This window comes from Kitasatospora sp. NPDC059973 (assembly GCF_042737525.1).
GTDB lineage: Bacteria > Actinomycetota > Actinomycetes > Streptomycetales > Streptomycetaceae > Kitasatospora.
Window position 1 is genome coordinate 66507 of the sequence record NZ_JBHWUI010000004.1, and the last position, 13399, is coordinate 79905.

The window sequence follows — 13399 nt, forward strand, 5'->3', positions numbered from 1 at the left end:
CGGCGACGCCCTGGGGCGGATGACCGAATTCCGCACGATCGAGCTGATCGCCGCCCACGACCCCGACTGGCGCCGACTGCCGCTGCCGAGGAAGGCCCTGGTCACCGACGACACCCAGATGACGCTCGCCCTGGGACGCGCCCTGCGCACCGCCCTGGAGGGCGGCCCGCTCGGCCCGCCGCGGCTGGAGCGGCCGCTGCGCGAGGAGTTCGTCGACTGGTGGCGCTCGCCCGAGAACAACCGCGCGCCGGGGATGACCTGCCTGCGCTCCTGCCAGCGGCTCAGCGACGGCCGCCGCTGGCAGGAGGCGAGCGACCTCGGCTCCAAGGGCTGCGGCGCCAACATGCGGGTCGCGCCGATCGGCCTGGTCAGGGAGCTGACGCCGCGCCAGCTCTCCGGCGCCGCCCAGCTGCAGTCCGCGCTGACCCACGGTCACCCGACCGCGCTCGCGGCCAGTGACCTCACCGCCTACGCGGTCCGCAGGCTCGCCGACGGCCTGGTGCCGGCCGCGCTGACCGCCGAGCTGCGCGCGTACGCGCGGGCCGCCCGCACCCGGTACGACGAGTGCTGGCTCGGCGACCTCGCGGCGCACGCCCAGGACCCCTCGCCCGAGCACTTCGCCGCCCGCGGCTGGGACGAGTGCCTCGGCGTCCTCGACCGGCTGGACGCGGCGCTCGCCGAGCCCGACGTCGAGGCGGACCCGTGCCTGGCCACCGGCGAGGGCTGGATCGCCGAGGAGGCGCTCGCCACCGGCCTGCTCTGCTTCCTGCTGCTGCCCGACGACCCGGTGGCCGCCGTGCGCCGAGCCGCCTACTCCTCCGGCGACTCCGACTCCCTCGCCTGCCTGACCGGCGCCTTCGCCGGCGCGCACCTGGGCGCGTCGGCCTGGCCGGCGGACTGGGTCGAGCGGATCGAGCACCGGGACGAGCTGCTCGCGCTCGGCGCGCTCTGGGACTGACCCCGGCCCCGGGGGCGAGGGAGCCGGTCGGGCGGGGGAACCGGTCCGGCGGGCGCCGCGTCGAACCGCCATGACGAGTCGCACGCGCAGCACCCGCAGTCGCACCCGCCGCCGCCCGGCGGCCCCGCTCCTCGCCCCGGTCCTCGTCGCCGCGCTCGCCGCACCGCTGCTCACCGGCTGCGGCAGCACCGGCGTCGCGGACCAGGTCGTCCGGGCCCCCGCACCCACCTCCGCCCCGCCGGCCGACCCGGCCCACGTCGCGGCGACCGCCGCCGCCACCAACGCCTTCGGCCTGGACCTGCTGCGCACCCTCACCGCCACGCCCGACGGGGCCGGCCGCAACCTCGTGCTCTCGCCGTCCGGCCTGGCCACCGTGCTCGCCATGGTGCTGCCCGGTGCCCGCGGCGCCACCGCCGACGAGCTCGCCAAGGCCCTGCACACCGGGCTCACCCCGCAGCAGTACGCCCTCGCCACCGGCGCCCTGAACCGGACCGGCCCGCCCACCGACGGCCTGACTCTGCGCCAGGCGGACGACCTCTGGGTCCAGCAGGGCTTCCCGCTCGACCAGGGCTACCTGGCCACCCTCGCCGCCGCCTTCGGCACCGGCGTGCACACCGCCGACTTCCGCAAGGACCCGGAGAGCGCCCGCAGGACCGTCAACGCGACGGTGGAGAAGGCGACCGAGGGCCGGATCAAGGACCTCTTCGCCGAGCGGACGATCAACCAGGACACCCGCCTGGCGCTCACCGACGCGCTCTACCTGAAGGCGAGGTGGGCCACCCCGTTCAAGGCCTCGCAGACCTCCGACCGGCCGTTCCACCGGCCGGACGGCTCGACCCCGTCCGTCGCCACGATGGCCCGGACCGGCACCCTGCGCTACGCCGACGGCTCCGGCGGGATCCTCGGCCAGCCCTGGCAAGCCGTCGAACTGCCCTACGCGGACGGCGGGATGGCGATGGACCTGCTGGTGCCCGCCCAGGGCGGGTTCGAGGCCTTCCGCAAGGGCCTGGACCAGGCCCAGCTCACGATGATCCTCGACTCGCTCACCGAGCGCTCGGTCGACCTCACCCTGCCGCGCTTCCACTTCGAGACCGCCAACGAGCTGACGCCGACCCTGCGGGCGCTCGGGGTCGCCGCGGCCTTCGACGCCGCGGACCTCGGCGGCATCCCCGGACCGGGGACGGACGAGCGGCTGAAGGTCGGCACGGTGGTGCAGAAGGCCACCGTGCAGGTGGACGAGGACGGCACGGTGGCCGCCGCCGGAAGCGGCGTCGGGATCGAGGCGGCGGCCGGGGCGGCCCCCAAGAGGGCCGAGGAACTGCACATCGACCGGCCGTTCCTGTTCCTGATCAGGGACACCACGACCGGCCGCCCGCTCTTCCTCGGCCAGGTCACCGACCCGCAGGCCGGGTGACCGGCGCCGCCGGGGCCGTGCGGCGGCCCGCCCCGGCGGCCCGCCCCGTCACCAGGCCGGGTAGCCCCGTCACCAGGCCGGGTAGCGCCCGTCCAGGGCCGGGTGGGTCGGCTCGCGGCTGCCGAACAGCACCAGCAGGTCGTCCGCCACCCGCAGCAGCGTCTCCGTGCCCTCGACCGCCTCGGTCCAGGCCGTCGGCAGGGCCGCCGCGCCGTACGCCGCGCCCACCAGGTTGCCGCAGACCGCGCCGGTGGAGTCGCTGTCCCCGGAGTGGTTCACCGACAGCAGCAGCGCCGTCCGGGCCGGGTCCGGCCCGGACGCGGCCGCCAGCAGGCAGTACACCGCGATCGCCAGGCACTCCTCGGCGATCCAGCCGAGCCCGACCCGCTCCACCGCCTCCGCCGAGGGCTCGGCCTCCTCGGCCACCCGCACCGCCCGGTGCAGCGCCAGGACGGTCTCCTTGGAGCCCGGCCAGTCCCGGGTCTGCTCGACGACCTGCCCGACCGCCGTCCACGGCTCGACCCCGTCCACCAGCCGCTCGACCAGCGACGCGAACGCGCCCGCCGCCAGGTAGCCGGTCGGGTGCCCGTGGGTGAGCTGCGCGCACTGCGCGGCCAGCCCGAAGGACTGCTCGACGCCCAGCCGGGCCAGCCCGAACGGCGCCGAGCGCATCACCGTGCCGCACCCCTTGGAGTGCGCGTTGATCGGCCCCGGCTGCCCGAACGGCGCCGGTGCCCGGAACTCCGGGTGGTACGACACCCCGCTCAGACAGGCGTTGCCCGGCGCCCGCCGCGCGTACAGGAACGGCTGCCGCAGCAGCCAGCCGTCGTACGGGCGGGGGAGCGGACCCTGGTCCGGGGCGCCCTGCTGCTGCGTCAGCAGCCAGCGCCGGTAGGCGCCGTGGACGGCCTCCGGCACCGATCCGCCGCCGCCCGACCAGCCCCGGACGAAGCCGCGGATCAGCCCCTCGGCGGTGAACAGCGTCATCTGGGTGTCGTCGGTGACCTCGGCGATCCGGCCGCCACCGGGCAGCCCGGTCACCCCGGCCCGGCCGTACTGCTCCCGGATCTGCTGCAACTGCCGGAACTCCACCGGCCAGCCCAGGGCGTCGCCGACGCCCCCGCCGAGCAGCGCCCCGCGTACCCGGTCGGCATACCCCGACTCCGTCACCGCCACCGTCGCTCCCCCTCGTTCCCGGGGCCCGCCCGGCCGGTCGGGCCGAGGCCGGACCGGCCGGACCGGCCCTGCCGACGTCCGTTCTATCAGGCCCGACCGCTACCGCCGGATCTCCCCGGCCCGGCCGTGCAGGGCGGCCCGGTCGGCCGCCGCCCGGCCCGCCACCCAGCCCTCGCCGTCGCTCACCCGGACCCGCTGCGAGACCAGCTTCGGGAACATCCGCCCGACCTGCTGGTCGACCGCCTCGGTCCGGGCCGCCAGCGCCGGCAGCAGCCGCTCGTCCGGCACCAGCTGCTCCTCGGTGCCGTCCTCGCGCAGGTGCCGCCCGGCCGCCGCGTCGCTGGTGGCCTGCTCGGTCGCGGCGGTCAGCCGCTCACGGATCCGCGCCGCGTACGCGACCAGGAAGGAGTGCCGGAACGCCTTGGTGCGCGAGGCGCCGTCCAGGTGCTGGCGCGAACCGGCCTTGTTCATCGCGTGCGTCGCCTGCACCAGCAGCGAGGTGTAGAGCAGCTCGACGCCGTCCAGGTCGCCGTCGAAGCCGATGATGGTGCAGAAGCCGAACTCCTTCGCCCAGACCACCCGGCACCGGTTCGCCGCCGCCACCGCGTCCAGCAGCATCGTCTTCGGGACCTCGTAGGGGTTGTCCACGCCGATCCGCAGCGCCGCCGGGGCGTCGCGGTCCTCGCCGCCGACCGCCAGCAGCGCGTCGTCGATGCTGTGCTGGGCCATCAGCTGCTGGGCCTTGGCGGTCAGCGCCTCGGCCTCCTCCGGGTACTCGGTGGACTCGGCCTTCGCCAGCAGCGCCCGGATCCGGGACAGCATCCGCGGCTCGCCCGGCACCGGGCCCGCGGCCCGCCGCTCCGTCCGGGGGGCCTGCCCGCCCGGCCCGGGAGCCGGGCCGACCGGGGCGATCGGGGGCAGCCGGCCCCAGCTGCGCAACAGCTCCAGCACGTGGGTGGCCAGCGCGAACCGGTCCAGCCGGTGGCGGTCGGCGAAGGCGCCCAGGTACGCCTCGTCGCCCGGCCACCACACCGCGGTCTCCAGCTCGCGCAGCTGCTCCTGCCAGCGCCGGTCGGTGGCGGCCGCCGGGTGGCGGCGGTTCTCGGCGGCGATGAGGTCCACCGCGAGGGCCAGGTGCACCGGCTTCAGCTCCCGCCGCACCACCCGGGCCAGGTCGGCCGGCCGCCAGCCCGCCGACCAGCAGCGCCCGACCGCCGTGTCCGCGTACCCGAGCAGTGCCCGGCTCACCGCCGGCCACTGGGCGGGGGAGGCGGCCAGCAGCGAGGCGCCGGTGTCCAGGGCGAGGTCCAGCCCCTCGTCCGGTGCGGTCAGCACCGCTCGCACCGCCTGCTCCAGTAGCGGTCCGGCGCTCCCGTCCGCCCCGGTCCCGCCCTGCTGCCTGCGCTTGCCCACGGTGTCGCCTGCTCTCGTCGTGCCCGTCCCGCGGTCGGGGCGGCCTCCGCCCATGATGCCGGAGCGCCCGGCCCCGACGACGGGGACCGGGCGCTCGCGGGGGTGCCCGACGGCGCTGCCGTCAGCGTTCGACGGCCTTGGCCAGGATCTCCGGGGCGCGCTCCAGCAGGCGGCCGGCGGCCAGCCGGATGCCGAGGAAGGCGACCAGCGCGCCGTACAGCGGGCCGAGCGCCAGCACCGGCCAGGCCGGGCCGTCGGAGAGCAGCGCCCAGCCGAGGTAGCCGGAGACCGGCAGGCTGAGCAGCGCGGCGCCGAACATCGAGCCGAAGCTGTTGAGCATCACCAGCCCGCCCTGGCCGGGGGCGGCGTTGCGCATCGGGTTGTTGTCGGACGGCATGGTGTACGGGGCCAGCACGCTGAGCACCGCGCCGATCGCGATGCCGCAGCCGAGCAGGCCGAGCGCCAGGCCGAAGGCCGGCGCCAGACCGGCCCAGTCACCGGTGACGGCGGCCAGCAGCAGCGCCAGCACCAGGGTGACCGGCACCGCGTAGGAGAGGATCGCGAACGCCCGCCCGCGCAGCTCCTCGCGGGCGTCGGCGGGGGTCAGCAGGGTCGCGGCGACCATCCAGAACGCCGAGCCGTCCATGCCGAACAGGTTGAGCATCTGCAGACCGAGGAACATCCCGGTGGCGGCCACCAGGTAGACGGTCGACCAGCCCTGGACCACCGAGAGCACGCAGATCACCACCGTCATCCCGATGCCGGTGAAGACGGCGGCCTTGGCGCGCGGCTCCCGCCAGGCGTAGCGCAGGTGGCGCTGCATCACCGCGCCGGTCCGGCCGGCGGGCAGGAAGCCCCAGCCGCGCGAGGCCTGCACGCCGCGCGCCACCTCCAGGGTGGAGGCGTCGGCGGTGACCATCAGTTGCTGGAGGCTGGCCCGCCACCAGCGCAGCAGCAGGGCCAGCACGACGGCCGTGGAGGCCAGCTGGAGCAGCGCCAGCCCGTACCGCCCCTCACCGGCGGTGCGTCCGGCGTCCGCCGCGCCGACCGGCGGCACCCAGCGCAGCACCGAGGCGATCGGTGCCAGCGGGCTGAGGTCGAGGCCGTCCTTCCCCGGCTTGCCGAAGACGCTCTGCGAACCGACGTTGGCGACCTGGATCAGCAGCGCGAAGAGCAGACCGCCGAAGATCGCGAAGTCCTTGCCGCGCCGGCTGGAGAGCAGCCGGGCGTTGCCCGCCGCGACCGCGCGGGAGAGCGTCACCAGGGTGAGCACCGTCAGCGGCACGCCGACCACCGCGGCCGCCGCCGAGGGGGCGCCGTCCGCGCCGGACAGCGCCACGCCGGTGACCAGCACCAGGGCGACCAGCGGGCCGGGCCCGAGCAGCGCGGCCAGCGCCGAGCCGCGCAGCAGCGGGCCGGGGCGCAGCGGCAGCATGGTGAGCCGGGTCGGGTCGGCGCTCTCGTCGCTGGCGAAGAGGAACAGCGGCAGCGCGGCCCAGCTGATGGTGAGGGCGCCGACCAGCATCACGCCCGCGTCGCCGGCGCCGGCGTGCCCGTTCAGCAGGGCCAGCAGGAACGCGATCAGCGAGGCGAACAGCAGGCCGGCCACCGTGCCGACGACGTAGAGCACGGCGCGTCCGCGGCTGCGCCGCAGGCCGTTGCGGAGCAGTCGCAGCTTGAGCGACACCAGGGTGCGGACGACCACGCGCCCGTCGGGCACGGTCGCGCGGGCGGTGCGGACCCCGGTCTCGGCGCGGGTGGAGCTCACCGCTCGCCCCCGAGCCAGCCGAGGGCCTGGCCGTCGTCCTCGCGGACGCCGATCAGGTCCAGGAACGCCTCGTGCAGGCTGCGGTCGCCGCGCACGGTGTCCAGCGGGCCCTGGGCGATCACCCGGCCGGCGTTGACCACGGCGACCCAGTCGCAGAGCTGCTCGACGAGTTCCATGACGTGGCTGGAGAAGATGACGGTGGAGCCGGCCGCGGCGTAGCGCTTGAGCACGCCGCGGATGGTCTGGGCGGAGACCGGGTCGACGCCCTCGAAGGGCTCGTCCAGGAAGAGCACGTCGGGGTTGTGCAGCAGCGCGGCGGCCAGGCCGATCTTCTTGCGCATCCCGGTGGAGTAGTCGGCGACCAGCTTGTCGGCGTCACCGGCGAGGTCCAGGACGGCCAGCAGCTCCTCGGCGCGGCGGTCCACCTCGGCCCCGGGCAGGCCGCGCAGCCGGCCGTTGTACTGCAGCAGTTCGCGGCCGCTGAGCCGTTCGAACATCCGCAGGCCCTCGGGCAGGATGCCGATCCGGGCCTTCGCGGCGACCGGGTCGGCCCAGACGTCGGCGCCGTGCACCAGGACGGTGCCCTGGTCGGGCCGGAGCAGGCCGGTGACCATGGAGAGCGTGGTGGTCTTGCCGGCGCCGTTCGGGCCGACCAGGCCGATGAACGCGCCGGCCGGCAGCTCCAGGCTCAGTCCGGCGACCGCCGCCTGGCTGCCGAAGTGCTTCCACAGCCCCTGGATGCTGACGGCGGCGGGGACCGGGGACGCGGGGACCGGGGACGGCGGTGCTGACGCCTGCATGGCGGCCTTCTCTGCTGGGAAACGGGTGAATGTCCAGGCCAGCCTGCCATCGCCCGGGGCGGGCTGTCGTCCGGATTGATGATCTTGGGCGAGACTGGGCCGAACGGGTGAGTGTGAGGCGCTCCTCGGGGGCCGCCGAGGCAGGTCGCGGAAAGTGGCAACTACTCAGGCCCCCTGTTCGTCCTGCACTATGAAGGCCAGTGAGCGCGCACGGCGCGCCGGGGTGTCGGAGGTGGCGGATGGCCGTTCAACCGTGGGGCGAGCAGGGCCCCGGGTACGGAGGACGGCCGCCCCAGGTACCGGCCAAGCCGTACGCGCAGCCGCAGCCGCAGCCGTACGCCCAGTCCTACGCGCAGCCGGCGCCGATGCCGCAGTCGGCGATGCGGGCGGCCCACACCGACCGGGACCGCACCGTCGACGTGCTGAAGGCCGCGTACGCCGAGGGCCGGCTCTCCGCCGACGAGTACGGCCAGCGCTTCGACGCGGCCAGCGCCGCGCAGACGTACGGCGAGCTGGCCCGGCTGGTGGCCGATCTGCCCTCCGGTCCGATGGTGACGCCGATGCCGCCGATGACGGCGGTCGGCCAGCCGGTGCCGCAGACCTTCCTGCTGCCGCCCCCGCCGGTGCCGTCCCGCCCGACCAACAGCACGGCCGTGGCGTCGATGGTGCTCGGCCTGATGGGGCTCGGGCTGCCGGCCGTGATCACCGGGCACATCGCCAAGGCCCAGATCCGGGAGCGCAACGAGGAGGGCGACACCATGGCCACGGTCGGCCTGGTCTTCGGCTACCTGGCCAGCGCCGTCTACACCCTGCTGATGCTGGCCCTGATCGCCTGATCGCCTGATCGCCTGATCGCCTGAGCGCCTGAGCGCCTGAGCGGCCGATCGCCCTCGCCCGCCCGGCCCCCCGGCCGGCGCCCGCCCCGGTGGCGGCGCCCGCCGGGGTGTGGTAGAGCGGCAGAAGAGCGGTTCGTCACCCGGAAGTCGCGCGCGCGACACCCCGGCGCCGCCCGGCCACCGCCGCGACCTGCGGCGTTGCATTTGTTTTGACCGAGCCCGATGCGCTAGGTACGCTCTGACCTTGTGCCTGGGGTGTCCCCGGGTCCTTGTGCGTGCATGCACACCGGCCGCCGCGCCGAGCCGGAGCGCCTCCCAGTGCTCCGCGCGTTGAGCGCCGTCGCTGTACATCAGCTCATGGGATTCCGTGTCGGAATAAGCCCAACACACCCGACCGCGTGGGTCGACCACGGGGTCGTGTGCGATGGAGACACCGCAGGTTAGTTTTACCAAGCCTTGGCACACAGAAAACGGAGAAACGGTGCCTACGATCCAGCAGCTGGTCCGAAAGGGCCGGCAGGACAAGGTCGAGAAGAACAAGACTCCCGCGCTGAAGGGCTCGCCCCAGCGCCGCGGGGTCTGCACGCGTGTGTACACGACCACCCCGAAGAAGCCGAACTCGGCGCTTCGTAAGGTCGCCCGTGTGCGCCTCACCAGCGGGATCGAGGTCACCGCTTACATCCCGGGCGAGGGCCACAACCTGCAGGAGCACTCCATCGTGCTGGTGCGCGGTGGTCGTGTGAAGGACCTTCCTGGTGTCCGCTACAAGATCATCCGCGGTTCGCTCGACACCCAGGGTGTCAAGAACCGCAAGCAGGCTCGCAGCCGCTACGGCGCCAAGAAGGAGAAGTAAGAATGCCTCGTAAGGGCCCCGCCCCGAAGCGCCCGGTCATCATCGACCCGGTTTACGGCTCCCCGGTCGTCACCCAGCTGGTCAACAAGATCCTGCTGCACGGCAAGCGCTCCACCGCCGAGCGGATCGTCTACGGCGCCCTCGAGGGCGTCCGCGAGAAGACCGGCTCCGACCCCGTCGTGGCGCTGAAGCGCGCGCTGGAGAACGTCAAGCCGGCTCTTGAGGTCAAGTCCCGCCGTGTCGGTGGCGCGACCTACCAGGTTCCGGTCGAGGTCCGTCCGGGCCGCGCCAGCACCCTGGCGCTGCGCTGGATGGTCGGTTACTCCCGCGCCCGTCGCGAGAAGACCATGACCGAGCGCCTGATGAACGAGATCCTCGACGCCAGCAACGGCCTGGGCGCTTCCGTGAAGCGTCGCGAGGACACCCACAAGATGGCCGAGTCCAACAAGGCCTTCGCGCACTACCGCTGGTAGTCCGAACCCCGTCACTAGACAGAGAGAGAACGAGCCACCATGGCTGCAACCTCCCTTGACCTCGCCAGGGTCCGCAACATCGGGATCATGGCGCACATCGACGCGGGCAAGACCACCACCACCGAGCGGATCCTGTTCTACACCGGTGTCTCGTACAAGATCGGTGAGGTCCACGATGGCGCTGCCACCATGGACTGGATGGAGCAGGAGCAGGAGCGCGGCATCACGATCACGTCGGCCGCGACGACCTGTCACTGGACGCTCGACGGCGTCGACAACACCATCAACATCATCGACACCCCGGGTCACGTCGACTTCACCGTCGAGGTGGAGCGTTCGCTGCGCGTCCTCGACGGTGCCGTCACGGTGTTCGACGGTGTCGCCGGCGTGGAGCCCCAGTCCGAGACCGTGTGGCGGCAGGCTGACCGCTACGGCGTCCCGCGCATCTGCTTCATCAACAAGCTGGACCGCACGGGCGCGAACTTCTTCTTCTGCGTCGACACCATCGTGGAGCGCCTCGGCGCCACCCCGCTGGTGATGCAGCTCCCGATCGGTGCCGAGGCGGACTTCCAGGGCGTTGTCGACCTGGTCCGCATGAAGGCGCTGGTCTGGACGGCCGAGGCCGCCAAGGGCGAGATGTACGACATCGTCGACATCCCGGCCGACCTGGTGGACCAGGCCGAGGAGTACCGCGAGCAGCTGCTGGACACCGTGTCGACCGTCAGCGACGAGGTGATGGAGCTCGCCATGGAGGGCGAGGCCGTCCCCGAGGAGCTCCTGATCGCCGCGATCCGCAAGGGCACGCTGAACTCGGACTTCACGCCGATCTTCTGCGGCACCGCCTTCAAGAACAAGGGCGTTCAGCCCCTGCTCGACGCGGTCGTCAACTACCTGCCGTCGCCGCTGGACATCGAGTCCATCGAGGGCACCAAGCCCGGCGACGACACGGTCAAGATCTCCCGCAAGGCGTCGGACGACGAGCCGCTCGCGGCTCTGGCGTTCAAGATCATGTCCGACCCGCACCTGGGCAAGCTCACCTTCGTCCGGATCTACTCCGGGCGCCTTGAGGCCGGCACCGCCGTCCTCAACGCGGTGAAGGGCCGCAAGGAGCGCATCGGCAAGATCTACCGCATGCACGCGAACAAGCGTGAGGAGATCGAGTCGGTGGGCGCCGGCGACATCGTCGCCGTCATGGGTCTCAAGCAGACCACCACCGGTGAGACCCTGTCCGACGAGAAGCACCCGGTCATCCTAGAGTCCATGGACTTCCCGGCCCCGGTCATCCGCGTCGCGATCGAGCCGAAGTCCAAGGGCGACCAGGAGCGGCTCGGTACCGCCATCCAGCGCCTGGCCGAGGAGGACCCGTCCTTCCAGGTCAACACGGACGAGGAGACCGGCCAGACCATCATCGCGGGTATGGGCGAGCTGCACCTCGAGGTGCTGGTCGACCGTATGAAGCGTGAGTTCAAGGTCGAGGCCAACGTCGGCAAGCCGCAGGTCGCGTACCGCGAGACGATCCGCAAGGCCGTCGAGCGCATCGACTTCACGCACAAGAAGCAGACCGGTGGCTCCGGCCAGTTCGCGAAGATCCAGATCGCGATCGAGCCGATCGAGTCCGGCGAGGGCTACGAGTTCGTCAACAAGGTCACCGGTGGCCGCGTGCCGAAGGAGTACATCCCTTCGGTCGACGCCGGTTGCCAGGAGGCCATGGAGTTCGGCGTGCTCGCCGGCTACCCGCTCCAGGGTGTCCGCGTGACGCTGCTCGACGGTGCCTCGCACGACGTCGACTCCTCCGAGCTCGCGTTCAAGATCGCCGGCTCGATGGCATTCAAGGAGGGCGCCCGCAAGGCCTCTCCGACCCTGCTGGAGCCGATGATGGCCGTCGAGGTCACCACGCCCGAGGACTACATGGGCGATGTGATCGGCGACATCAACTCTCGCCGTGGCCAGATCCGGTCCATGGACGAGCGTTACGGTGCCCGCGTCGTTTCGGCGCTGGTGCCCCTCTCCGAGATGTTCGGCTACGTCGGTGACCTGCGCAGCAAGACCTCTGGTCGCGCAAGCTACTCGATGCAGTTCGACTCGTACGCCGAGGTTCCGCGGAACGTGGCGGACGACATCATCGCCAAGGCCAAGGGCGAGTAAGGACCGGCGCGAGCCGAGTCCTTGCCCGAGCTCGCAGGACATCCCGACATTCGGGACGATTGCGAACCCTTAGGCTATTAGGAGGCGAACCCGGGGGAACCCACTCGGATTCCCCCGGGGGCCTCCGCCCCCACCCGCGGGACGGCATGGGGCGCACTCCAGCGCCGCATACCCAACCCGATCAAAGACCAACTGACGTCAGCACGGCGTACAGAACTGTCCTCAGGAGGACTGCAGTGGCGAAGGCGAAGTTCGAGCGGACGAAGCCCCACGTCAACATCGGCACCATCGGTCACATCGACCACGGTAAGACGACCCTTACCGCGGCCATCACCAAGGTGCTGCACGACGCGTACCCGGAGATCAACCCCTTCACGCCGTTCGACCAGATCGACAAGGCGCCGGAGGAGCGGCAGCGCGGTATCACCATCTCGATCGCGCACGTCGAGTACCAGACCGAGGCGCGTCACTACGCCCACGTCGACTGCCCGGGTCACGCGGACTACATCAAGAACATGATCACCGGTGCGGCCCAGATGGACGGTGCGATCCTCGTCGTCGCCGCCACCGACGGCCCGATGCCGCAGACCAAGGAGCACGTCCTCCTGGCCCGCCAGGTCGGCGTCCCCTACATCGTCGTCGCCCTGAACAAGGCCGACATGGTGGACGACGAGGAGATCCTGGAGCTCGTCGAGCTCGAGGTCCGTGAGCTCCTCTCCGAGTACGAGTTCCCGGGCGACGACCTGCCGGTCGTCCGCGTCTCCGCGCTGAAGGCGCTGGAGGGCGACAAGGAGTGGGGCGAGAAGCTCCTCGGCCTGATGCACGCGGTCGACGAGGCCATCCCGACCCCGGCCCGCGCCGTGGACCAGCCGTTCCTGATGCCGATCGAGGACGTCTTCACGATCACCGGTCGTGGCACCGTCGTCACCGGTCGTATCGAGCGTGGCATCCTCAAGGTCAACGAGACTGTCGACATCATCGGCATCAAGGAGACCAAGACCACCACCACGGTCACCGGTATCGAGATGTTCCGCAAGCTGCTCGACGAGGGCCAGGCCGGTGAGAACGTCGGTCTGCTCCTCCGTGGTATCAAGCGCGAGGATGTCGAGCGCGGCCAGGTCATCATCAAGCCCGGTTCGGTCACCCCGCACACCGAGTTCGAGGCCCAGTCCTACATCCTGTCGAAGGACGAGGGTGGCCGTCACACCCCCTTCTTCAACAACTACCGCCCGCAGTTCTACTTCCGTACCACGGACGTGACCGGCGTCGTGACCCTCCCCGAGGGCACCGAGATGGTCATGCCGGGCGACAACACCGCCATGACGGTCGTGCTGATCCAGCCGATCGCCATGGAGGAGGGCCTGAAGTTCGCCATCCGTGAGGGTGGCCGCACCGTCGGCGCCGGCCAGGTCACCAAGATCCTCAAGTAATCGAGGCTCTGGACCTGCCTGTGTCACACAGGTGATGTCCGAAGGGCCCCGCACACCTCGGTGTGCGGGGCCCTTCGGCGTGTCGCGCGGAGCGCGCGGGGGTCCTGTGCGTAGGGCGATCGCGCTGCGGATA

At 72.3% G+C, this 13399-nt stretch carries 11 protein-coding genes; 7 read left to right on the plus strand and 4 right to left on the minus strand.

Going from position 1 to position 13399, the window contains the following annotated elements; translation table 11 throughout:
• Positions 1-19: 19 nt before the first annotated feature.
• Both ACFWA9_RS01995 and ACFWA9_RS02000 read left to right on the plus strand, forming a co-directional pair.
• Positions 20-958 carry an ADP-ribosylglycohydrolase family protein gene (locus tag ACFWA9_RS01995; RefSeq protein ID WP_380382433.1) on the plus strand — a complete coding sequence of 313 codons (939 nt, stop codon included), beginning with the start codon at positions 20-22 and terminating at the stop codon, positions 956-958.
• Between the two features lie 70 nt (positions 959-1028).
• On the plus strand, positions 1029-2372 hold the full coding sequence (locus tag ACFWA9_RS02000; protein WP_352286343.1) for a serpin family protein: 1344 nt from the start codon (positions 1029-1031) through the stop codon (positions 2370-2372).
• Between the two features lie 69 nt (positions 2373-2441).
• Here the strand turns inward: ACFWA9_RS02000 and ACFWA9_RS02005 are convergent, their stop codons facing one another.
• The 4 genes from ACFWA9_RS02005 to ACFWA9_RS02020 form a co-directional block, all read right to left on the minus strand.
• Complete coding sequence (locus ACFWA9_RS02005) at positions 2442-3542, minus strand: ADP-ribosylglycohydrolase family protein (protein ID WP_352286345.1); 1101 nt, start codon at positions 3540-3542, stop codon at positions 2442-2444.
• Between the two features lie 105 nt (positions 3543-3647).
• Complete coding sequence (locus tag ACFWA9_RS02010) at positions 3648-4961, minus strand: DUF2786 domain-containing protein (RefSeq protein ID WP_352286347.1); 1314 nt, start codon at positions 4959-4961, stop codon at positions 3648-3650.
• Between the two features lie 121 nt (positions 4962-5082).
• Positions 5083-6729 carry a transporter gene (locus ACFWA9_RS02015; protein ID WP_380382377.1) on the minus strand — a complete coding sequence of 549 codons (1647 nt, stop codon included), beginning with the start codon at positions 6727-6729 and terminating at the stop codon, positions 5083-5085.
• On the minus strand, positions 6726-7529 hold the full coding sequence (locus tag ACFWA9_RS02020; protein WP_329488150.1) for an ABC transporter ATP-binding protein: 804 nt from the start codon (positions 7527-7529) through the stop codon (positions 6726-6728). Before ACFWA9_RS02020 ends, ACFWA9_RS02015 begins: the two co-directional genes overlap by 4 nt.
• 239 nt (positions 7530-7768) lie before the next feature.
• Here ACFWA9_RS02020 and ACFWA9_RS02025 point away from each other — a divergent pair, with 239 nt between their 5' ends.
• The 5 genes from ACFWA9_RS02025 to tuf all read left to right on the plus strand — a co-directional run bounded on the left by ACFWA9_RS02025 (position 7769) and on the right by tuf (position 13266).
• Positions 7769-8365 carry a DUF1707 and DUF4190 domain-containing protein gene (locus tag ACFWA9_RS02025; RefSeq protein WP_380382379.1) on the plus strand — a complete coding sequence of 199 codons (597 nt, stop codon included), beginning with the start codon at positions 7769-7771 and terminating at the stop codon, positions 8363-8365.
• 481 nt (positions 8366-8846) lie between these two features.
• On the plus strand, positions 8847-9218 hold the full coding sequence (gene rpsL, locus ACFWA9_RS02030; RefSeq protein WP_014144289.1) for a 30S ribosomal protein S12: 372 nt from the start codon (positions 8847-8849) through the stop codon (positions 9216-9218).
• A gap of 2 nt (positions 9219-9220) precedes the next feature.
• On the plus strand, positions 9221-9691 hold the full coding sequence (rpsG, locus tag ACFWA9_RS02035) for a 30S ribosomal protein S7 (RefSeq protein ID WP_148644378.1): 471 nt from the start codon (positions 9221-9223) through the stop codon (positions 9689-9691).
• 39 nt (positions 9692-9730) lie between these two features.
• A complete protein-coding gene (fusA, locus tag ACFWA9_RS02040) occupies positions 9731-11836 on the plus strand; it encodes an elongation factor G (RefSeq protein ID WP_329488147.1) in 2106 nt (701 codons plus the stop codon).
• Positions 11837-12072: 236 nt separating this feature from the next.
• A complete protein-coding gene (gene tuf, locus ACFWA9_RS02045) occupies positions 12073-13266 on the plus strand; it encodes an elongation factor Tu (RefSeq protein WP_329488145.1) in 1194 nt (397 codons plus the stop codon).
• The last annotated feature ends 133 nt before the right edge of the window (positions 13267-13399 follow it).